Origin of the sequence: Parabacteroides goldsteinii DSM 19448 = WAL 12034, assembly GCF_000969835.1 — a bacterium.
Taxonomy (GTDB): domain Bacteria; phylum Bacteroidota; class Bacteroidia; order Bacteroidales; family Tannerellaceae; genus Parabacteroides; species Parabacteroides goldsteinii.
This window is the reverse complement of sequence record NZ_KQ033912.1, coordinates 860,960-886,094: the sequence shown is the minus strand read 5'-3', so window position 1 is coordinate 886,094 and position 25,135 is coordinate 860,960. Positions and strand designations below refer to the sequence as shown.

Sequence of the window (25,135 nt, the reverse complement as noted above, 5' to 3'; positions counted from 1 at the left end):
TTAATAATCTACAATTATACGATGAAAAAGAAATTATTATCATTGGCAGCGGTAACTGTTCTGTTATCCGGCTGCAGTTCGAATACGTCTCAATCCTTTCAAACCGATTATTTCGGTATCGATGTCGATTCGCACGGTTATATCACAGGCATGTATAACCTGACGCGCGAGAGTCGCAATTTCAGTCCGACCGATCAGCCGTCGCCTTTGTTGGCACTTTATGACAGCGGTTTGAAACGTTATTATTATCCGCAGAAAGCCCGTTATGCGAGAAGCAGATACAAGCTGGAATATGAAAACGGTTCGGTGGCGACTGTGCGGTTGGACGAAAAGGATAAATATTTCAAACTGACCTTGGAGGATTTAACGCCGCGCGAGGGTATCGATGGTGTGCAGTGGGGAAATTATTATACCAATATCAATAACATTTTGGGAGACATGATCGGGGTGGCGCGTGATACTTCGGCTGCTGTCTGCTATGCCATTGGTGCGTTGGCGTTGGACGACAATACGATCGGCGGGGAGTCGCGTTATACGTCAGAGACAGGCGCAGGAGGCTATATTGTCCATACGCCTGACCCGGAAAAATATCCGCTACCTTTGAATCTCCATGAGGGAGAGAGTTTTTCCGTAGGAGGCGACGGGTTCAGTGATGTGGCTTTTTATAACCGGAAAGAGCCGTTTTATCGTTCGTTGTATGGCAGCACGGCGGGGGTGGATAATAACGGGCGCATCAATATCCGTTACCATTCGCGCGATCGCCGCAGGGAAAATACGATTTACACACCGGAAGGGGTTGCGCTTGTGAGTGAAAAATTCCGTTACCACCAACAGCGGCAAGCGGTGCCCGGTGTCGATTATATCGGTTCTTCTATCGCCTTGTGGGGAAGCCCTGATAGTACGGCGTTGATGGATGTCATCCAGACGATTGTCTTGGAAGAAGGGTTGCCTTATCCCACTTTCAACGGGAAATGGGTGAAAGATCCGACCTCTTTCATGCCCGACTTGCAGACATACGGGAACCGGTACGATAGTATCGCTTCGTATGCCAAGCAAATGGGATTGAAGGTGATCAATGCTTATGACCAGGGTTTCTTGGTTCCTGACCGGGCAAATGAGGGTTATCTGGATGGAAAGGATCAGTCACGTAAGACGTATCGTTTTTCGGATGGTAATAATTTGTCGCATCGTGAGTATGCCGACCTACTGGCTAAGGATGGTTTGATTTTGGGGCGTACCAATATCACGACCTCTTTGGCTCCCGGCACGAAAGATTGCAGTCCGTTCCCGTCAGACAGCGTGTGTGTCTTGCACCGGCATTATTTGAGTGAAGATATATCGGAGAGTGATACTTTGATTTATGTGGATGCTCCGGATTACCTGAACGAGTTGATTGCTTCGGACCAGTTTTGTCCGCTTAACTTCGTAAAGATAGGGAAGGAATTGATTCATTTTACCGGTGTGTCGGCAGAAAAGCCTTATCGGTTGTTGAACGTGGCACGAGGTTATTGGGGAACGATACCGGCAGTCCATGGCAAAGGGGATGCGGTAGACAAGTTGCAGGCGACTACTTGCTGGGGATACCAGGGACTTATCCCGAATTTGGAGTTACAGGATGAATTTGCACGTTATTATGCGGATGTTGCCGGGCGGTCAGGATTGGGGCTTTATGATTTCGACGGTCAGGAGTTCCTGTTCTTTAACGGGATGGGTGGTTATTCGGTTAAAAGGTTCTACCGGACGATGTTCGACCAAGCAAAGAAGTTGAATTTGCCGGCCGATATCCGATTTACCGGAGCGGGCTTGAGCGAAGGCTCCTGGCATTATCAAAGCGTATGGAATGTAGGTGGTGGTAAGAATATCTATGATGCCGATTTACGTGTCTGGGGAAGCACGACCAGCCAGGGAAAGGATTTGCGCGATGTGACGTATGCGAACTATTTCCCGTCCAGCTTTGGTGTTAATTTCCCTATTACGGCAGCATCGACTGTTGAACAATATGAACATATAGAGGCCACAGCCATAGGACATGGAACTACCTATTTCTTGAAAATCGGCCAGGATGATGTGGAAAGTTGTCCCCAGAAATATGCCATCTTCAACGTGATCCGTACATGGGAGGAAGCCCGCCGGGCGAATGCTTTCCCGACTTATATCCGCAAGATGCTGCAAAATCCGGCATTGAGTTGGCGTTTGGAAAAGAAGGCGGATAGTAGCGGTTGGACGTTGTATCAAATGGAGAATGGCCAGAAAGGACATTCTTTCGATTTGAAGGCGGATGGAAACGTTTTTTGTTTTGTTCCTTAAAAACAGATATCAATAAATATGAGAAAGTCTTATTTAATCATAGCATGTATAAACATGTTCGGATTGTTGGCTTGGGGCCAGCGCTCCGAATTGAATTTTGATAGAGACTGGCGGTTTGCCAGGTTTGGCTTGCAGGCGGATGGTTCGCGTGTGGAGGAACCGGATTCTTTACAGTCATATTCGTATAACGATTGGGATTGGAGGAGGCTGGATGTTCCCCACGATTGGGGGATCGAGGGACCTTTCCGTATTGACTTGGATGGATATACCGGAAAATTGCCTTGGAAGGGGATCGGTTGGTATCGTAAATACTTTGAAGTATCCTCGAAGGATAAAAAGAAACGGTTTTATCTGGATTTCGATGGTGCGATGGCGAATGCCGAAGTGTGGCTTAATGGGAATAAAGTGGGCGAATGGGCTTTCGGATACAGCTCTTTTCGGGTCGATTTGACTCCGTATCTTTTGTATGATAAAAAGAATGTGGTAGCTGTCCGGCTGAATACCGAAAAGTTCGGCTCCCGTTGGTATCCCGGTGCCGGTATTTATCGGCATGTACGGTTGGTGAAAACGAATCCTGTACACGTGGGGCAGTGGGGTGTTTTTGTGACAACACCTGAAATCACAGACGAGCAGGCCAATGCCTTGGTCCATGTCGAAATACAGAATAATTTATCGGAAGCGGTAGACGGACAGTACGTGGTTGATATTTATGAACTGGATAAGGATGATGTACCGGGCGCGAAAGTCGCAGTCGTAAAGAAACAATTACTGTTGAAACCAAACCAATTGATTGGTGATACGGTCTCTTTGCTTGTGAACTCTCCTAAACGATGGAGTCTGGAGAATACTAACCGCTATTTGGCCCGTGTGTCGGTTTATAATAAAAACAAACTGGTGGATGTGTATGATGCACCATTTGGTTTCCGGACTATTCAGTTCACGCATGATAACGGCTTTCTGTTAAACGGCAAGCGCGTGCAGATAAACGGGACATGTAACCATCACGACTTGGGGGCTTTGGGGGCAGCAGTGAATAAGGTTGCCATGGAGCGACAATTGCGCATACTGAAGAGTTTTGGTTGTAATGCAATACGTACCTCTCATAATCCTCCGGCACCGGAATTGTTGGAGCTGGCAGATAAGATGGGGTTTCTGGTTATGGACGAATTGTTCGATAGTTGGACAATAGGAAAGAAAGAGTATGACTATAGTTCTTTATACGAAAAATGGCATGAAAAAGATATAGAAATGCTGATTTGCCGGGACCGGAACCATCCATCGGTTATCCTGTGGAGTACGGGAAATGAGTTACCTGAACAATATAATCCGGAACTGGGCATTGTCCGTCATTTGACAGAAGTGGTTCATCGTTTCGATACGACCCGTCCGGCTACGTTTGGAGCTTCTTATCCGAGTAAGTCTGCCGTGAATGGAACGGAATTGCAGGTGGATGTCCATGGAATGAATTATGCGGCAGGCGTATATGGAGGACCTGATTTTTATGGAGAGTTTTTGAATAAGAAAGGACATGAGCATTTGTCGGGTTATTCGAGTGAATCCAGTTCGACAATGAGTTCCAGGGGCGAATATTTTCCACGCCAACTCCATGTTTCATCTTATGATTTGACGCAACCCGGATGGGGAGGACTACCTGATTGGGAGTTTGCTGCATTGGATAAATATCCGGCCATTTGTGGTGAATTCGTATGGACCGGTTTTGATTATTTGGGCGAACCGACTCCATTTAATAGTGATGCCAGTGTCTTGTTGAATCACTCGGCTGCCATGACAGAAGAAGAACTGGCTAAGCAGCGTGAAGAATTGAATAAGATAGAACGTAACCGCCCTACGTCGCGGAGCAGTTATTTCGGTATTGTCGATTTGGCTGGTTTCCCGAAAGACCGCTATTACCTATATAAGGCGCGTTGGATGCCAGATACGCCGATGGTACATATCCTTCCACATTGGAATTTTCCCGATCGGGTAGGTAAAGTGACACCTGTTTTTGTATATAGTTCGGGGGACGAGGTGGAACTTTTCTTGAATGGCAAGTCGTTGGGAAAGAAACAAAAGCAACCGTATGAATACCGTTTCCGTTGGGATAGCGTGGTGTATCAGTCGGGAGAGTTGAAGGCTGTTGCTTATAAGCAGCATAAAAAGTGGGCGGAAACTCGTGTGCGGACTACCGGTGATCCCGTTCGTCTGAAAGCCGTACCGGATAAAACATTGATCAAAGCGGATGGCGAGGACTTAGTCTTTGTTAAAGTATCGTTGGTGGATAAAGATGGATACGATGTGCCGACAGCCGAGAACCGTATCTTCTGTAGCTTGGAAGGTGACGGGGAAATTGTTGCAACTGATAATGGTGACCCGACTTGTTTGATCACCTTTTCGGAACCGTCCCGTCCGGCATTTAACGGTTTGTTCCTGGCTATAGTCAAAGCTAAACGAGATGGAAATAAACCGCTTCGCTTGACTATCGAGGCGGATGGTTTGGAAAAGGCGACGGTTGATATTGAGATAGATCATGAATAATAAAATAAGAACATATATAGGTTTGAAATTATGTTTAGCTATCGTTTTATCAATGATGGGCTGTCATGTTGAATACGGATGTGAAGTCGGTTAAAGATAATCCGTTGGAAGAAAAGCGTACGTTTTTTTCCAACGGATACGTACGTTATAGGGTGGGGGCCATCATGCCAGCACTACTATGTCGTCTGGCTAGCATAGTAGTATCAGTACCATTTGCACTACTTGCAATAATAATCCACGGAAAAGGTAATTATTTGCTATTATATGGGAAAGCCGAAACCTGTAATTTTGTACCTCTCTGTTTCTAAAAAGGAATTTTTCAACTAGTTTATCTAAATGTTTTTGGTACAAGAAGTGTATTCTTATATAGACAGTAAATAAAACATATAAATTATATCATGAAGAAAACATTATCTTTTGTAGCTGCAACTCTGTTGTTATGTAGTTGCGAGTCGGGTACGCATCAATCGTTCAAAACAGATCGTTTCGGTATCGATATAGATAACCGGGGATATATCACCGGTATGTGGAACTTGACACGCGAAAGTCGTAATTTCAGTCCGGCGGACCAGCCGTCGCCCCTGTTGTCTCTTTATGACGAAGACCTGAAACGGTATTATTATCCGCAAAAGGCTCATTACAGCGGAGGCAAGTATCGGTTGGAATACGAGAACGGCTCTGTGGCAACGGTTGCTTTGGATGAGAAGACAAAATATTTCAAGTTGAAGTTGGAAAGTTTGGAACCTCGTAATGGAATCGATGGTATACAGTGGGGTAATTATTATACGAATATTACCAATTTATTGGGGGAAATGATCGGGGTGGCCCGTGATACCTCGGCTGCGGTAGGTTATGCTATCGGAGCTTTGGCGTTGGATGATAATACGATTGGCGGAGAATCACGTTTTACATCCGAAACAGGTCCTTCGGGTTATATTGCCCATACGCCTGATCCGGTGAATCATCCATTACCGTTAACATTGCATGAAGGGCAACAGTTTACGATGGGAGGCGACGGAATCAACGATGTGGCTTTTTATAATCGGAAAGAATCGTATTTCCGTATTCTATATGGTAATACGGCTTTTGTTGATTGTAACGGACGAATTAATATACGCTATCATTCGCGTGATCGCCGGAAAGGTAAGATGATCTATTCTCCGGAAGGTAATCCTATCTTCCAAAACAATGAACCTAACCACATGATGCGTCAGGATGTTCCGGGAGTGGATTTCATTGGTTCATCTATCGCTTTGTGGGGTAGCCCGGATAGTACGGCTTTGATGGAAGTTATTCAGGATATCGTTTTGAATGAGGGTTTGCCTTATCCTACTTTCCAGGGTAAGTGGGTAAAAGATCCTACAACTTTCATGCCGGATCTATGTACATATGGAGGACTTATGGACAGTGTGGCGTCGTATGCTAAACAGATGGGATTGAAAGTGATTCATACGTACGACCAACCTTTCTTGCATGCCGATAGGGGAAATGGCGGTTTCATTGACGGTCCGCGACATGAAAAGAAACGCTATCATTTCACAGATAAGGATTTGTCTACTCGCGAGTATGCCGACCTGTTGGCTAAAGAGGGGTTGATTTTGGGGCGTACCTCCATATCTAACTCAATGGCACCCGGAACGAAGGATTGTAGTCCGGTACCATCGGACAGTATCTGTATTTTACACCGTCGTTTTCTTACGGAAAATTTGAACGAGACGGATACGATGATTTATATCGATGATCCTACTCATTTGGAAGAAGTAGCTTGTTGGGAAGGACATAGTCCGGAATTGAATATGGTTAAGATCGGTAAGGAATTGATTCACTATTTGGGTGTTACAAAGGAAAAACCATATCGGCTCATGAAAGTGACACGTGGTTATTGGGGGACTCGACCTGCTGCTCATGTAAAGGGGGATGCTGTGGATAAACTTCAACCTGCGGTAGGCGGAGCATATGCCGGATTGATTCCTAACCTGGAATTACAAGATGAACTGGCACGCCATTATGCCGATATTTGCAAGAACAGCGGATTGGGCATGTTCGATTATGACGGACAGGAGTTTTATTTCCACACAGGTTTTGGCGGTTATGGCGTGAAACGTTTCTTCCGCAATATGTTTGAGCAAGCGAAGAAGCATGGTTTACCGGATATTCGTTTTACGGGAGCGACTTTGTCGGAAGGCTCCTGGCATTATCAGAGCACTTGGAATGTGGGAGGCGGTTTGAATATTTATGATGTGAAGAAGCGTGTATGGGGAAGTACGACCAGTCAGGGTAAAGACCTTCGTGATGTTACTTATGCCAACTTTTTCCCGTCTTCATTTGGTGGAAACTTCCCGATTACGGCTGAGTCGACGGTGGAAGATTTTGAGCATATTGAAGCTACGGCTATCGGTTATGGTTGTACGTATGCGTTCAGGATCGGTCAGAAAGATGTAGAAAGTTGTCCGCAAAAATATGCGATATTCAATGTGGTCCGTACCTGGGAAGAAGCTCGTAGGGCAGATGCTTTTCCGACGCATATTCGTAAGATGTTACAAAATCCGGCATTGAGTTGGCGATTGGAGAAAAAGGCGGATAACAGTGGTTGGACTTTGTATCAGATGGAGAACGGGCAAAAAGGACGTTCGTTTGATTTGTGTGAGAACAGTAAGCAATAATAATCCACAAAATAGGCAGCTATTTGCTATTTTAAATAGGAATAGCTGCCTTTATATTTGCGTTATCTAATTAATTGTAATATTATAATTTTTAAACCATGAAAAAAATACTATGCTTGATTTCGATGTTCTGTTTGTGTGTGAATGTGTTATCAGCCAAAGAATATCATGTATCGGTAAAAGGGAGTGATGCTAATAACGGAGATATTTCATCTCCTTTTAAAACTATAAATTGGGCTGCTCAGAAAGCGTTGCCGGGAGATACGGTTACGGTACATAACGGTGTTTATCGTGAATGGGTGAATCCGTTGAGCGGTGGGGAACGGGAAGGAAAACGTATCCTGTATCGAGTGGCCGAAGGTGAGAAAGCTGAAATAAAAGGTTCAGAGTTGGTGACTGGTTGGAAAAAGGAGAAGAAAGCAAAGGGAGTATGGAAGGTGGTATTGCCTAATTCATTCTTTGGAAATTACAATCCGTTCAACGACCGTCTGTATGGTGACTGGCTATGGTCTGAACGGGTTCATCATACGGGAGATGTATATTTGAATGATGTTTCGCTTTATGAAGAATTTAGCCTGGATAAGGTATTTGCACCGGATACGCTCCGTACAATACGTGATCCCCAAGGATGTACGAATGTATGGTTCGCAGAAGTAGATGCGGATAATACGACGATTTATGCAAATTTTGGAGATATTGATCCGAATAAGGAAACGGTTGAGGTCTCGGTTCGTCCTACTTGTTTCTATCCGACACGTGAGGGACTGAATTATATCACGATTCGTGGTTTCCATATAAGCCAGGCCGCCACGCAGTGGGCTGCTCCGACAGCCGAACAGGTGGGGATGATTGCTCCCCATTGGTGTAAGGGGTGGATTATCGAGGATAATGTTATTAAGAATTCCCGAGCCAACGGTATCACTTTGGGAAAAGAACGTGCCAGTGGACATAATCTGGAATGTAACGACAAACGTCTGGACGGTACGTTACACTATGTAGAAGTAATATTCAATACGCTACGTCGCGGATGGAGCAAAGATAACGTCGGTTCCCATATCGTTCGGAACAACGTCATTTCTGATTGTGAGCAAACCGGTATTTGTGGTAGTATGGGAGCGGCGTTCAGCGAGATTTACGGAAACCATATCTATAATATCCTGGTAAAACAACAATTTGGCGGAGCTGAAATGGCCGGTATTAAATTACATGGTGCAATAGATACCTATATTCATCATAACCGGATTCATAAGTCGGGTAATTATGGAATCTGGTTGGACTGGATGGCACAGGGAGCACGCGTATCTTCCAATTTATTGTATGACAACCTGGCACAGGACTTGTTTTTCGAAGTGTCTCACGGACCTTATGTAGTAGATAACAACATTTCCCTTTCACCTCGTACGATACAGGAGAATACCGATGGCGGAGCCTATCTGCATAATATCTTTTCCGGAGACATCAACCGTTTGGACGACCAGCGTTACACTCCGTATCACTTGAACCATTCTACCGAAGTGAAAGGCATACGGACTATCACCGAAGGCGACCATCGCTTCTTTAATAATATCTTTATTGGTGGTGACAACAGTAAGTTAAAATATGGAATGATCGTATTCGATGTATCACAACGTCCTATTTATGCAGAGAATAATCTGTTCCTGAACGGTTCTCTTCCGATGACGAACAAGACGCAGGATTGGGTGGAGAAAGCAGTCAATCCGAAATTGAAAGTAGAGGAAACCCCCGACGGCGAAGTATATCTGGTAAGTGACATTAATCTGCAAGAATTATCTTCATTTAAAGGAAAAAAGATAGATGCCGAACGTTTAGGTATCACTCAACTGACAGGATTCCCGTTTGAGAATCCAGACGGAACACCTTTCAAACTGGAAAAAGACTTTTTCGGTAATGAACGTTCTGCTACTCCGGTTCTCGGGCCGATAGAAAAATTATCTTCTACCAAACGGATAAAAGTATGGCCTAATTTAAAATAGTAATTTATGTTTTATTCATATATGAATTATTTTTTCCTGGTAAGTGGCCTGTTTATAGCAGGGGTGTTTACGGGGTGTCAGTTCGATGGAAAACGGCAATCGAACGATAAGGTTACAGTCGTTTCGACTAACAGAATGCTAAATCCTATCGCTCCTCCCGGATTGTATATTGCAGATCCTGAGGTAAGGCAGATGCCTGATGGACGTGTTTATGTCTACGGATCGCGCGACGAACCTGGTAACGCCTGGTGCTCTCGTTCTTATAACGTATTGTCTTCGTCCGATCTTGTGAACTGGAGTGTGGAGCAATTTTCTTTTGCTACTGATGGTCCGGGCAAACAAGTAGATTATACAGATAGGATTTTATATGCTCCGGATTGCATCCATCACAACGGGAAATATTACCTTTATTATTGTCTTGCCGGAGGTGGAGACGATGAAGGTGTGGCAGTTTCCTCTTCTCCTTATGGTCCGTTTAGGGATGGGAAGGTGATAGAAGGGATAAAAGGTATTGACCCGTCTGTCTTTATTGATGACGATGGGCAGGCTTATTTGTTCTGGGGGCAGGGGTATGCTAAGGGAGCAAAGCTAAGTAAGGATATGCTTTCGATAGAAGGAGCTGTTCATGATAGTTTGTTAACCTATGAAACGCATTTCTTCAATGAAGGTAGTTCCGTCCGGAAAAGGAACGGCATCTATTATTTTGTATATGGAAGCCATTCTCAACATGGAGAATCTAACTGTGCAACGTTAGATTATGCGACTGCGACATCTCCACTGGGTCCCTACACTTACAGGGGTGTTATTATTGATAACTGGGGAAGCGGAAGGAACCTGGTGAATAACCATGGTTGTATTGTCGAAATCAACGGACAATGGTATATCGCTTATCATCGTCCGACGCATGCGAGTGCGACCATGCGAAAAGCCTGTTTGGAACCAATAATATTTAATCCTGACGGTACTATTCCGCAGGTGGAAATGACCACGCAGGGAATCGGTGGCCCTATTTCGCCTCTTTATCGGATGGATGCAGCAAGAGCTTGTCTGATGTCAGGAAATGTTATGGTTGCAGTGCGTCGTCCGGATAATGATATTCCAGTAGAATACTTAGCGGACATTCGCGATGGTGATTATGCCTATTGGAAATATTATGATTTTACAGATACAAAAGTAAATCATTTTGTTTGTAAAACATGGGATAGGAACAAGGCTGCTCAGATAGAAATACGGCTGGATAGCCCTGAAGGGGAATTGATCGGGACGTGTGATATAACTCCAATGGAAGGTGAAACAGCTTATGCTATTCATGAAACAAATATTAAATCAGTTACGGGAAAACATGCATTGGTATTTGTGTTTAAGGCTGTTGATCCTGCTGTTAAAGGGCTGGATTTGATGAATCTGGAGTGGTTTGTTTTTGAGAATAGAAAAGAATAGATGTTTTTGAAAATAGTAAGATAGTGCATCTATTTCGTAAGATATGTCAAGTTCAAATGGTACTTAATACAATATCTTTGTGTTAATATTATGTTGATTTTACGAAAATAGTCTTTTGACGTATAAATGTTTGAAGTACAAGTGATACATTATGTTGATTTTATTGTCTTGATAATAAGTTTATTGGTGTTTCACTTGTGCTTGAATATAGAGTTTTGTTTACTTTATTTTAAGTTCTGTAAGAACTAAGCTTTTTTAATTAAACCAAAACATTAATAATTATACTCTCCTGTTTTTTCTCTAAAAACTTTATTCTAAGCTTGTTTTGCTAATGTCTTGATAGACAGTTGGTATCCTATGCGCTTTTGCCATAGTTCTTACAGGACTAAGGCTTTTTAATAGCGTTTAATGTGGATTATGAGTATAAACAAGTCTATCTATGTCAAATGGTGGAGCGAATATAAAAATTTGCTTTTGTCTGTTACATGCGTAATCCATATATCGCAAGAATGTATAAGTAATACAAATATAGTGTGAAATAGAATTATGTGTAACCTTAAAAAACAGATTGCGTATGGAATACTGACCTAGTAAAAAAAGAACCGGAGAAAGGCCTAATTTTCTCCGATTCGTATTTGAATTAAAATCAATTAGTTATTAACTAATAAATTCTTTACAAAAGTATGAAAAGTTTTTTTACCACATTTAAAGTCTTTGGTATATGTTTTTTGTTAAACCCAATGTCCCCTTCGTCGGTTTTTGCCGAAACGAATGATAAAAGCTCTGATTTTCCGCTGGAGAATATGGGACAAAATACGGTAGTCTCTCAAAAACGTCTCGTAACAGGAGTAGTCTTAGATTCGCAAGGAGAACCCGTTGTTGGAGCTAATGTATTTGAAAAAGGAGAAAAGACCAATGGTACTATCACTGATATAGATGGCAAATTTTCATTGAATGTTTCTGATAATGCAACCTTAGTTATCTCTTTTGTCGGTTTTAAAAACCAAGAGATAGCAGTGAAAGGAAGGGATAAAATAGATATCCGGTTGGCTGATGATTCGGAATTGCTGGATGAAGTGGTGGTAGTCGGCTATATGACACAGAAGAAAGGTCTGGTGACTGGTGCCGTATCATCTATGAAAATGGATGAAAAATTGAATACATTACCTACAACTTCGGCAGGAAATATTTTAGTCGGTAAATTGGCCGGTGTAAGTGTTAGTACTCCGAATGGTCTTCCAGGAGCAGCTCCTAGCATTTCTATTCGTACAGGCTCTTCCTGGAATGATCAGAATGTGACTTATGTCATTGACGGTGTTGTTAGAGGCGGTGGAGATTTCAATAATTTAAGTCCGAACGAAATCGAAGATATAACAGTCTTGAAAGATGCTGCGTCTGCGGCTATTTACGGTTCACGTTCTGCCGGAGGTGTAATTATCGTTACTACCAAAAAAGGTACTAGAGGAAAGCCGGTTTTCAATTATTCTTATGGGTATAGTATTGATACACGTACAAAGAATTCAGATTTAACCAGTGGCGTTGAAGCAGCTGAGTTGTATGGTCGTATCAATGGTGAAGCCGACCCTGCCGGTTGGGCTTGGTCTCAAGAAGAAATCGATCATATCAGAACGATCAATAATGGCTGGGGATATGATCAATTGGACGCAGTTTGGCGTAATCCGGTTACTCAGACTCATAATTTCAGTGTAAATGGCGGTAGTGAAAAAGTTCGTTATTTTGGTGCTGCTTCTTATGTTAAGCAGGAGGGTTTTTTAAAGCCGTATACCTATGATAAGTATAATATTCGTATGAATGTGACTGCGGATATAACAAAAGATTTGGAGGTTTTTGCCGGATTAGCTGTTTATAATACTTTCCAGGGGAATGCTGTATTTGAAAATGCTGAGGCTAATTATGGTAAATTGAGAGTTTGGCAGCCTGATCAACCGGTATATACCGATAGTGGTAAACATATTGATTTTGGATGGATTGCAAACAATGGAGCTTCAGTCGATGGTAAGGGGGGATATAATAAGTCACAAATGTTGAAACCTCAAGCTGTTATAAGTGCAACATATAAAGCTCCTTTTCTCAAAGGTCTTAGTGCTAAGATTTCATATAGCAGAAGTTGGGTACATGATCTTAATAAGATATATTATACTAATTATGATTTGTATCAAGTTAAAAAATCCGGTACCCATAATCATATATTCTCTACTAAGGATGAGGATATTATTGGAACGCGGAAGACAACCTGGGTAGGAAAAGACTATATACAGCGTAAGTCTTCTTGGAGTGGTGACAAGCAGTTTAACGTTCAATTGAGTTATGAAAATGTTTTCAATAACTTACATCGTGTATCAGGTACTTTGGTAACAGAGTGGTATGAAGGTGATGGGGCTAGTGTACATGGTGGTCGTGAGACGTTCCCTGTTTATATGACAGACCAGTTTTGGGCAGCCAGTAGTGCTCGAGCTGATACTTGGGGAGGTGGTGATACCGATTGGCAAAGCGGCCGTTTTTCTTATATAGGACAGTTCAGTTATTCTTATGCCGACAAGTATTTGCTTAGTTTTTCTTTCCGCGAAGATGGATCTATGAACTTTGCTCCCAGTCAGCGTTGGGGGTTCTTCCCTGCCGGTTCGTTGGGATGGGTTATTTCAGAAGAAAGCTTTTTTAATAAATCAGCAATTCAGTTCTTGAAATTACGTGCATCTGTCGGATTAACCGGTAACGATTCTGTCGGAGGTTGGCAGTGGCAGGAGTCCTATAAATCCGGTTCATCTGCTTATTTTGGCAGTAGTCCGTCAAAATCGGTCGGTATTACCTATGGTAGTGTTGTAAATCCGAATCTGACTTGGGAAAAAGCATTGAGCTATAATGTCGGTGCAGATGTGAATTTCTTGAACCATTGGACTGTTTCGGCCGATTACTGGTATCGTAATTCTTATGATATTTTGGGGAGTCGTCAGAATACATTGCCGAACTCGTTTAGTTTAACAATGCCGGCTGAAAATTACGGTGAAATTCATGCGCAAGGCTTTGACTTACAATTGGGGTATCATGGGAACAATAAAGATTTCTCATATTATGGAAATTTGACTATGTCGTATGGATGGAATAAGACGATTAAGCAAGATTATGCTGAAAATGCTCGATGGATTGACATCCCTGTAGGTAAATCTCGTAGTTATATCACAGGCTGGGAATTTGATAAAATTATTCGTACACAGGAAGAATTGGATGCATTTAAAGCAGAACATCCGAATTACCAGCATAACGGTTTATCACCGGAGTTAGGTATGATGGTATTTAAAGATTTGAGCGGTCCTGACGGAAAGCCTGATGGTATTATTAATGATTGGGATAAAGTTATTTTGAAAAACAGTAATAATCCTGTCATTTATGGTTTGAATTTGGGTGGTAGTTGGAAAGGCCTAAGTGTGGATATGATGTTCTCCGGACAGTTGGGCGTTGACAAATGGGCTACAGATTTGGCTGGTGGCGTTGAATGGAACCGTATGTGGAAAAAATGGTATAATGACAGTTGGACACCGGAAAATCAGAATGCAACTTTACCAAAGCGTATCAGTAGTAACAATGCAAAAACTTATGAAACAGCTTCAAGTTATTGGTTGAAAGATGCAAGTTTTATGCGTTTGAAATATCTGACGGTTAGTTACGATCTACCTAAAAATCAGTTTTACAATAAGTTGTTCGACAATGTTCGGTTCTTTGTAACCGGTACCAACTTGTTTGTATTAAGTAGTTTCAATAAAAATTATTATGATCCTGAAATTGGTAATGGTAATGCATTCCCAATATTGCGATCTGTAAACTTGGGTGTAGATGTCAAATTCTAAAAAGACGAATAAATTATGAAACGAAATATAGTAGCGTTGTTTGGCGCATGTGTGGTTTTGATGACTAGTTGTGATTTGGATTATACCAATAATGGAACAATAAATCCCGATAATGTATGGTCTGATAAAAACATGATATCTTCTTTTTTGACAGATATTTATGGGAATATGTTACCAGGTTGGCCTGTATCAGCGAATAATACCGATGAGGGGATGAACGGACCCACTAATATGAGCCAATTTGCACGGGGACAGATAACAATTGATAATTATACCACTAACTGGGGGTATGGTAATATTGACCGTATCAATTTCTTTTTGGATCAGTTAGAAGGTGTTACTGTTCTGACCGACGTAGAAAAAAGGCAGATGCGTGGTCAAGCTCTTTTTTGGAGAGCTTGGGATTATTGGGGAAAAGTTTTCTCCGTTGGAGGTGTTCCTTTGATTACCCATTTTCAAGATGTGACCAATGTGGAAAGTCTGTTTGTTCCGCGTAGCAGTACATCCGACTGTGTGGCACAGATTTTGGCTGATTTGGATGAAGCTATCGAAAGTTTGCCGGATACTTGGGCTGGAGCTGATTATGGGCGAATTGATAAAGGTTGTGCAATGGCTTTCAAAGGTCGTATGTTATTACAGTATGCCAGCCCGTTGTTTAACCCTGATAATAACAAGGCGCGTTGGGAAGCTGCTTATAAAGCAAATAAAGATGCTGTAGATTTCTTACGTGGTGTAGGGAAAGGACTGTATGAAGGTGACTTTGCGGATATTTGGTATGACGAGCAAAATAAAGAAGTAATTATGGTGAACCAATTCTATTATCCTGACCATGCGTTTGACCAGAAGAATATTCGTCCGGAAGCATTAACAAAGGATGGTGCTAATGATAACCAAGCTATTTTACCTTTGTTGTTGGCTTTTCCAAAATTGGACGGTACTAAATTGGAATTGGATATAGAGCGTTTGGCCTCCGATCCGGATTACAATAAACAGTTTATGGATGATTTTTATATGAATCGTGATCCACGTTTTCATGCTACAATATTTTGTCCGGGTACAAAATATCCAGGTGCTTCAGACCAACTGCCGGGTGATATGAAATATTGGAATGCCTGGACAAAATTAGAAGATAGTGAAGCTTCACAAGGATTTGTATATTATTCATTGATCCGTGATGAAATTGATAGAGGACAGCAGGAAGGAGCTAACTTCTACCAGAGAAAAGGGTTGGATGAACTTACGATTACAGAAGTTTATAATGCCGAAACTGATTGGATTGAAATTCGTTTTGCAGAGGTGCTGATGAATTATGGTGAATGTGCTAATGAATTAGGAAAGAGCGGTGAAGCTTTGCAGGTGTTGTATGATATTCGTAAGCGTGCCGGTATTCAGTCTTCTACTAATTATGGTATTACTGCTACTACCCAGGACCAAATTCGTGAGGCTTATATCAACGAACGTTTTATCGAATTTGCTTACGAAGGAAAACGTTTCTCCGATTTGCGTCGTTGGAAACGCTACGATATATTGAATAATTTAAAATATCGTTCTACCTTGTATCCGGTCATCAATGACTATAATCTTGTTAAAGAGGGTAAATTCGATTGGACGAAAGATATGTTTGATCCTGAAGTTCGCAAATTATTCCATTTTGAATATATAGAATGCGTAGATAAGGATAAACAGTATATGTTTAATTTAGATCTGAACCATTGGTTTACATCTGTTGCCAAAGATGTTCTCGATCGTAATTCTAAGATTGAGCAGAACAACGAATGGGGAGGTACTTTCGACCCATTAAAATAAGCAGACTTGATTGACTTCAAAGCATGCAGATTTTATCTGTAAAGATTTATCTGCATGCTTTTTTATACATTCTTATAGCATAAAAGCAATAATAATCCACTGAATAAGCATCTTTTGGCTATTGGATGAAGTTTTTGTTGTCTTTACTTTTGTCCGATCGACAGGAAACGGTTACCTCATACTTATGCTTTTTCAAAGTTTAAATATTAACGACTAATACAATGAAAATATTAAAATTGTCTGTGGCTTTCTTAAGCCTGCTTTTTCTACCTTCCGGTCAGCTGTATGCACAAGCCGACAATTACGAAAAACATAAGAACGACGATGTCTCTCAAATCTCGAATCGAGAGATGACGTTTTATCTGGTATTCAAAAGTCATTTTGATATCGGTTATTCGGCATTGGCACGTGATGTTGTACATGAATACCGTACTTCCATGATCGATAAAGCCATGGATGTGATGGATAAAAATGCGGATAAAATGAAAGATATGCAGTTTGCGTGGACCGTTCCCGGATGGCCTTTGGAACAAATGCTTTGGGATCGGCAGACTCCGGAGCGTAGGTTGCGGATAGAACGTGCTTTAAAAAACGGGAACCTGGTGACGCATGCACTTCCTTATACAACACATACGGGAACGCTTGAACTCGAAGATCTTGTGCGTGGTCTGGGCTATTCTTCTTCGTTGGCTCGTACATACGGTTTACCACTTCCGACCGACGGGAAAATGACGGATGTTCCGGGGCATACCTGGGTTTTACCGACCATTTTACACCATGCCGGAATCAAGTTCTTTCATTTCGGTTCCAATCCGACCAACCGTGTGGTGAAGGTTCCGACTTTGTTTTGGTGGGAAGGTCCAGACGGTTCAAGGGTGTTGACCATGTTTTCGGAGGGATATGGCGGAGGAATGTTTCCTCCTGAAGGATGGAAGCTGAAATCATGGCTTACATTCGTGCATGCAGGCGATAATGCCGGACCTCCAACGGCAGAAGAGGTGGAAAAGGTAATTACCCATATAAAAGAGAAATATCCCAATGCTAAAATACGCATCGGTAAAATGTCTGATTTTGCAGAGGCTGTTTTTGCTGAGAATCCCGAGTTGCCGGTGGTACGTGGAGATATGTCCGATAGTTGGGTACATGGCGTAATGTCTAATCCGCAGGCAACCCGGACTGCAAGAAGAGTACGTCCCCTGATGCCTTTGCTGGAAACTTTGCATACACAGGAAAAGGAATGGGGAATCATGCCTTACGAAATTGATGAAGATTTAGCTTATATATATGATAAAAGCCTGATGTACGGCGAACATACCTGGGGACTTGCCAACCAGCATTTTGTTCCCGGCTTAACCGGCAAAGACTGGTATAAGATGTATGTTACCGGTTTGGACCCTGCGTATGCCCGGATGAAAGAGTCATGGAAAGAACATATCGGGTATATTGAAGATGCTGAGCAGGCTTTGCGGCCGGAACTGGAGAATGAACTTGCTACGTTGGCTGAAAATGTTGCCAGGGAAGGTTTCCGTTTCGTTGTATACAATCCGCTTCCATGGGAACGTGGAGGGATGGTAAATTTTGTATTACCGTCACAAGGTTCTATCAAAGAGGCTTATGTGAAAGAAGTGGGGACCGGTCGTATCTATGACCTGAAAGTGTATGGTGCCGATTCAAAGCGCCTGGGTACTTTTTTCGCCGAAGATATACCGGCAAATGGCTATAAGACATATATCCTGACAGATGAGTCACCTGCCCAAGTCGAAAACTCATTAAAAGGTGAAGAACAGGGTAATTATATAGAGAACAAATGGTACAAAGTCTCATTTGACAAAAAGAAAGGATGCATCAGGAGTATCTGGGATAAAACAAACAAGCGGGAATTAGTGGATGACCAGTCTGAAAATGGTTTTGGCTCTTATGTGTATGAAAGGTACGACAAAGAACAATCATACCGCTATCTGAAAGAATATATATATGACAAATACAAAAATTCTCATTATCAAATAACAGGTAAAAGTACCTATTTGGATGAACGGACAAAAGGCATACATGAATCTCCCCGGAATATGGAATTTCATGTGGAGAACCATAAGTCATCCATCCGTGGCGTGTTAACTCCTTCTGCATTTGTCGGAGAGGAAAAACATACGGCTGGCCTGACCGTGACGCTTTACGAGAATATGCCTTGTATAGATGTGAAACTTTCCGTAATCAATAAGCCGGCAACGGAAGAACCTGAAGCCGGATGGATTGCATTGCCGTTTAAAACAAAATCTCCGGAATATCGGGTTGGACGTATCGGTTCGGTTATTGATCCGGCCAAAGATTTGATAGAAGGCAGCCAGTTTAATTATATCTGGTCCAATTCGGGAATAATGATAAAAGATAAGGAATATTCCGTTGGTGTTTGCCCGATAGATGCCCCTGCATTTGTTTTGGGTGATTTGGATTTTATGCATTATGCCGATACTTATGAAAATCCCCGGTCGCATGTGTACTTCAACTTGTTTAATAATCGTTGGAATACAAACTTTGCTTCTTTTTGGAATGGCAACCTGACTACGGAAGTCCGTTTATGGGTGAACCCGAAGAATGCAGATGATGAGTCCGGTTTAATAACCCCCGCATGGGAAACCCGTCTGCCTTTGCAGATCGGAATCGCCACCTGTCCTGCCGGTAAATTGCCGGTAATGAACGAAGGCGTGAAAATATCCCGTAAAGGAGTACTGTTAACGGCTTATGGCAATAATCCTGACGGTGGCGGCAAATTATTGCGTGTATGGGAACAAAGCGGAGAAAGCGGTCTCTGTGAAATCTCTTTGCCGGTAAAGAGAGATGGAGTGGCACAACCTGTGAATTTGAGAGGCGTTCCCAATGGAAATCCAGTCAAGATACAAAATGGTGTATTTAAAATAGAATTGGGCAAGTTTGAACCTGCCAGTTATTTGATCTATTAATTAAACTACCGTATCGGGAGAAAGGGGATATTTTCAAGTGTGACATCAGTAAGCAATAATAATCCACTGATTTAGCAGTTATTTGCTATTTTTTAATAGAGATAGCAACTTTTATATTTGCGTTGTTAAATCTGTACATAAAGTATATACCAATGAAAATAAAGAGAACAACATTAACAGTAGCATTAGCCGTCCTATGTTTTTTCGCAGAAGCGAAGGTCAAACCTGTCGTACATTATAATTTCGGTAAATCGGGAAATGTGACCTATGCGGTGGCTCCCGATAAATTAAAACCCATAGCCGGAACGGGAGAACTAGCGGCTATGGGCCGTCCTGTTTTCTATGCCGATGCTCCCGGTAACAAAAAAATGAAGGGAGAAGGAGGTATTTTATTCAATGGTGACGGGGATGGTTACAGATTGGCGAATCCATTTGGAACACCGGCGGAGAATCAAATGCTGGAAGTGTGGGTGAAGCCGCGTCATAATGGGCAAAGAGAGCAGAAGAAGCGTTCGTCCCAGGTTGTAGTAGCTAATGGTAACGGAAAAGAAGGATATGTAATTGTCCGAAAAGGAGATAAATGGCAATTAATCTCCGGAAGTTCCGGTATTGTGACTATCGGCGAGGTTGCCGAAGATGTATGGACCCATCTGGCAATGGTAGTGGACGGCGAGAAAGGTTCCGTATGGCTGAACGGAAAGAAGACCGGTATCTTTAATCCTACCAAGGCGATTGCTTCCAACTTCTCGATTGCTGTATCTGAAGAAGGAAAGGAGGCATTCTATGGTGAAATATATGAGGTCAGATATAGTACGTTTACCGCAGGGAAGTTTGATCCTGATTCTGATTTTTTATTGGATTACAAGAAGATAAAGGAACAAAGCAAACAGCGTCTGGCTGAGCGGCAATCCCTGGTTCGCCAACTGGAACAAGAGGGGGCGGGTAAGGAAATCGTATCGGAATTGCCGAATCTCCGCCAACAAAAAGATTGGTTGATTGAACCCGTAGAAAGCCAATGCCGTATGTACGTGCAGAAGTCGGACGATGGAGTGACTTCGATGTTTCAACTGAACAACGGACTGATTTCCCGTACTTTTTATGTCGGTGAGAACCTGGCTTGTGTGGGGTATAAGAATCATTCCAACGAAGCGGAGTATCTTCGGGCCGTAAAACCCGAAGCCCGTGTATGTATCGACAGTGTATGGTATGAAGTCGGAGGGCTGAAAGAACAGCCGGAGTTATCCTATTTACTGGATAGCTGGTATCCGCAACTGGAAGCATCCGACCTGGCATTTACATTGGAAAAGGTGGAAACAGGAATGCCTCTGGAACGTTACCCATGGACCCGGAAGTTTAATGCTGTTTCTACCGATTGGCCCGCCAAAGGGTTGCGTATGGAAATGACATTTGTCCCGACAGAGAACATGCCCGCCGTAAAGAATGTAAAAGTGAAAGTCATTTATGAGATTTACCAGGGTTTGCCGGTTATGGCGAAATGGATTGAAGTTATCAATGAAAATGATACGAATATAGTGCTGAATGATATGGAATGCGAGGTATTGGCTGTTAATCAGGACCAGGTAAAACGCATCCATGTCGAAAGCGATTTCTCTTTTGCACTGGTGAATGCCGATATAGAAGGCAGTGCACTGATGCATTATGCCGGAACTCCCAAAATCTACCATGTCGGTAGTTCTACGACCAGATGGACGGTGGATAAGGAGTATAATACCTGGGCCAGCCACAATCAGGCTGAGGATAAGTTTTTAGGATTTCCTCATCATAATCTGTTGATAAGTACACTGCCGATGGGCCCAAATACCCGGATAGGCAAGGATAGCCCGTTCAAATCTTATATCACTTTCGAGTTGTTGCAGGATAGCGACGATCGTGAAAGGCAATCGTTGGGACATCGCCGGATGTATAAGAAACTGGCTCCCCAGACAACCGAATCGTTGATTGCGGGAGGTATTACCTCTCACGATGAGGAGAAACTGAAGTCTTTCATCGACCAGATGTCGGAATTGGGACTTGAACAGCTGGATATTCAGGCGTGGCCGGGTGTCAGCCATGATAATCTGGATTCTGCTTATGTGCAATTATGGCGTAGAGTCGCTTCTTATGCCAAAGAACGGGGTATTGTGATGGGTGGTTATGAGTTGCAGGTCGCTTCCCGCGGACGAGGAAAAGAAGTGGATTGCATCCATCCGGAGACGGGAAAACCGGGTAGTCTTTTCGGACAAAGTGTTTGTATTGCCAGCCAATGGAAAGATACCTATTATCCGAAGATGTGGGAGTTCTTCGATAAGACTGGTTTTATGACTTACAATATGGATGGCCCGTATCATGGCGATCCTTGTGCTTCAATCGTCCACCCGCATCATACCGGCCTGGAGGATTCACAGTGGCAACAGTGGAAAACGCAGGTGGAAGTGATCCACGAATTACAGCGCAGAGGCATGTATATACCTATTCCCGACTGGTATTTCCTGAATGGGCAATGTTCGACAGGAATGGGATATCGCGAAGCGAGTGCTAACCTGACTCCGCAGCAGCAGTTATTATTAGGACGTCAGTATATCTATGACGGAACCTGGCATAAGATACCGCCTATGGGATGGATGACTTTGCAGTTAGTCGGTTTCTATACGAATGATCCGCGCGTCGGTCTGGAACCGTTATGCGAAAATCTGGACCGTTATGAACAACAATTGATTCAGTTTCTGGGAAGTGGTTGCCATCTGACTATCCGTGGAAATCGTTTATACGATACCCCGGAGACAAAACAGTTGGTATCTAAATGGATTAACTGGTTTAAAGAGTACCGTGATATTCTTACGTCGGATATTATTCATGTCAGCCGTCCGACCGGACGCGATTTGGATTGCATGATGCATGTAAATCCGTTTATCAAACACAAAGGGATGGTTATCGTCTTTAATCCGACCGACCGCGATATAACGAAAGAAATGCGTCTTCCGTTGTATTATACCGGATTGAAAGGAAAAGTAACGATTATAACCTCCGATGGCTCTAAAAAGAATTACCCGTTGGATCAGAACGGAAATTTACTTCTTCCGGTATCTGTAACAGCACAGGGTACTTCTTGGTTTTTAATAGAGGAGTAATGTAAATAGCCAGGAGCAAACGAAATTAGGTCGGTTTGAACCTTAAAAATATAAAAAAAGACTGTTGCATATAAATCTTACCGGAGTGGTAGGTGTATTTATTATAGAAAGGTAATCTTATTTGGAGATAATTGTTAGTCGATAAGTGGAATTTGTAAAATGCGTTTAAAGTAATAATCAGGTTTGATATGAATCTATACAAGTGTGTTTTTATATGTGCTCTCTGTCTTTTGTCGGGAGCTCATGTTGGTGTCATTGCACAACAAGCTTCATGGCTTCCGGAAGTAAAGAATGCGAATAAGCCTATTCGTTTGCTGGAGTGTACATACAATGAAGCAGAGTTAAAGCAAAGTAAGGAGATTATTACGACCACCGATTGGGATGTCCGTACGGAACAAACTACGGTGAACGGCGGTAAAACGTATACCTTCACCTTTACCGCCAAACAGGATATGAAAGATGCCGGAGTGGCCGTTGCTTTCGACCAATATGGCTGGACGAGCGATAACTACGTGATGATTCCCTCTTCCGTGTACAACGGAAACCGGCAGCGTATCGTCAACCGTGCGTATGCGACCGGACTGGATAATACCGATTACCGCCGGAAAGACCTGGCACTGACCTCTAACCCTATTCCTCAATTGTCCCCGGAATATGGTGCCGGTTCCCGTCTGGAAGTGAATATAAGCAATACGGCTACTCCGGCCATCACGATCCTGGACCGGGCAAAACAAAAGGGTATATTCCTGTTGACCGACCAGGGTATAGACTGGAATAACCAGGTGCTGGACCATGCCCTGATCGTGGAGGAAACTCCCGACAGAAGTGTGGCTTCATTTATCATCAGTGCTCCGGGGGTACGTGAACGGAAGCCTGAATTTATCGGTTTCAGCAAAAGTCCCGACCGGGGCGTACAGGTAAAGAAAGGCGATCAGATCGTTATCCGGGTAACGGAAGTGACTTTCCCTTGTAAAGATGTACCTGAACTGCTGGCCCGTTTCATGAAAGACCGTAAGTCGCATGCGGGCGGAGAAGCGCCCCGCAACCTGATGCCGATGAGTGAAGTGTTGACCCGTATGGTGAAAAATATCGATGACCGTTACTATATCGGCGACCAGTGGCAATACTATTGCCCGGAAAATGCCAATTGGATGTCGTACGGTTGGATAGGCGGCCTGATGAATACGTATCCGATGCTGGCTTTGGGTGATGCGGAACATCTGCAAAAAGTAAAGAACACATTCGATTTCGCCTTGCCGCGTGCCAAAGGGAAAAGCGGATATTATTATGATGTACTGGGAGCAGACGGAAAGCCTTTTTCCCGGGATGCCGCCGCCAATCATCCGGGAGTCGGACTGACCCGCAAGAACGGGGATATCCTGTATTGGATGGTTAAGCAGTTTATGTTGCTGAAAGAACAGGAAAAAGCCAATGCCATCGACCCTGAATGGGAAACTAATGTACGGCTCCTGGCGGATGCCTTCGTCAATACCTGGAAGAAACATGGGACATGGGGAAATTACCTGGACGTAGAATCCGGCGATATCGCCGTTTACAATACGACCAGTGGGGCCATGGCGGTGGCCGGCCTGGCATTGGCCTCCGGCTATTATAATAATCCGGATTATCTGAAGGTCGCTTGTGAAGCGGCAAAAGATTACTATGATAGTTTCGCATTGGTCGGTTTTACTTCCGGTGGTTGCGGTGATATCCTGCAAAATGCGGATTCGGAGACGGCAGTTGCTTTGCTGACTTCCTTGATGACATTGTATGAAGTAACCGGTAAGGAACAATATCTGAAACAGTCGGCCGACCTGGCAAACCTGTGTGCCACCTGGACTGTCTCTTTCCCTTACCGCTTGCCGGAGAATACTCCCCTGGCAAAGTTGGGAGCAAACCTGACCGGAGCCGTATGGGCCAGTACGCAGAATAAGCATGGTGCTCCCGGTTTCTGTACCCAGTCCGGCGATGCCTTGTTCAAATTGTATCGCTCGACCGGCGATGCCTCGTATGCCGAACTGTTGCGTGATGTCATCCATGCGCATGCCGAAGGTATCCAGCCGAATGGAAAGATTACGGAACGTCTGACCTATTGCGATGCCGACAGCCGGGGTTCACGTGGCGACGGCGGACAGACGGGTTGGAACGAGACGAACGGTGCCCTGATGGCGTTGGAAATCCCCGGTATTTATGTGCGTACCGACCTCGGTTCGTTGTACATTTTCGACCATGTGGAAGCGAAAATAGTAAAGCAAAACAACAAGCAAACGGTTCTTCAAATTACAAATCCTACTGCCTATGACGCTACCGTAACAATCTTAGCCGAGAATGCGGAACAGGCTTCCCGCCCTCTGGGTGATAACGCTTTCCTGCAATGGAAAGACAAGGTGACGGTAAAGGCCGGTAAAACGGTAAACTATAAAATGAAAACAAATTAATATG

The 25,135-nt window shown here is 43.2% G+C and carries 10 protein-coding genes; all 10 read left to right on the top strand.

Features of this window, described 5'->3' with window-relative positions:
• Positions 1-21 precede the first annotated feature (21 nt).
• The 10 genes from HMPREF1535_RS03540 to HMPREF1535_RS03495 all read left to right on the top strand — a co-directional run bounded on the left by HMPREF1535_RS03540 (position 22) and on the right by HMPREF1535_RS03495 (position 25,131).
• The gene (locus HMPREF1535_RS03540; protein WP_046146389.1) at positions 22-2,307 is read left to right on the top strand and encodes a hypothetical protein; all 2,286 of its coding nucleotides are present in this window, start codon (positions 22-24) and stop codon (positions 2,305-2,307) included.
• 18 nt (positions 2,308-2,325) lie between these two features.
• Positions 2,326-4,842 carry a beta-galactosidase GalB gene (galB, locus tag HMPREF1535_RS03535; protein WP_046145323.1) on the top strand — a complete coding sequence of 839 codons (2,517 nt, stop codon included), beginning with the start codon at positions 2,326-2,328 and terminating at the stop codon, positions 4,840-4,842.
• A gap of 398 nt (positions 4,843-5,240) precedes the next feature.
• Positions 5,241-7,505 carry a hypothetical protein gene (locus HMPREF1535_RS03530; RefSeq protein WP_046145322.1) on the top strand — a complete coding sequence of 755 codons (2,265 nt, stop codon included), beginning with the start codon at positions 5,241-5,243 and terminating at the stop codon, positions 7,503-7,505.
• 98 nt (positions 7,506-7,603) lie between these two features.
• Entirely contained in the window at positions 7,604-9,499 is a 1,896-nt protein-coding gene (locus tag HMPREF1535_RS03525; RefSeq protein ID WP_052716641.1) for a right-handed parallel beta-helix repeat-containing protein, read from the top strand.
• Positions 9,500-9,505: 6 nt separating this feature from the next.
• Complete coding sequence (locus HMPREF1535_RS03520; RefSeq protein ID WP_235438336.1) at positions 9,506-10,939, top strand: family 43 glycosylhydrolase; 1,434 nt, start codon at positions 9,506-9,508, stop codon at positions 10,937-10,939.
• 740 nt (positions 10,940-11,679) lie between these two features.
• Positions 11,680-14,802 carry a SusC/RagA family TonB-linked outer membrane protein gene (locus HMPREF1535_RS03515; protein ID WP_235438335.1) on the top strand — a complete coding sequence of 1,041 codons (3,123 nt, stop codon included), beginning with the start codon at positions 11,680-11,682 and terminating at the stop codon, positions 14,800-14,802.
• 15 nt (positions 14,803-14,817) lie between these two features.
• On the top strand, positions 14,818-16,608 hold the full coding sequence (locus tag HMPREF1535_RS03510; protein WP_046145319.1) for a RagB/SusD family nutrient uptake outer membrane protein: 1,791 nt from the start codon (positions 14,818-14,820) through the stop codon (positions 16,606-16,608).
• 221 nt (positions 16,609-16,829) lie between these two features.
• Positions 16,830-19,565 (top strand): glycoside hydrolase family 38 N-terminal domain-containing protein, encoded by a 2,736-nt coding sequence (locus HMPREF1535_RS03505; RefSeq protein WP_046145318.1) that lies wholly within the window; start codon positions 16,830-16,832, stop codon positions 19,563-19,565.
• Between the two features lie 152 nt (positions 19,566-19,717).
• On the top strand, positions 19,718-22,693 hold the full coding sequence (locus HMPREF1535_RS03500; protein ID WP_046145317.1) for a LamG-like jellyroll fold domain-containing protein: 2,976 nt from the start codon (positions 19,718-19,720) through the stop codon (positions 22,691-22,693).
• Between the two features lie 188 nt (positions 22,694-22,881).
• On the top strand, positions 22,882-25,131 hold the full coding sequence (locus tag HMPREF1535_RS03495) for a hypothetical protein (protein ID WP_082207493.1): 2,250 nt from the start codon (positions 22,882-22,884) through the stop codon (positions 25,129-25,131).
• Positions 25,132-25,135: the final 4 nt, after the last annotated feature.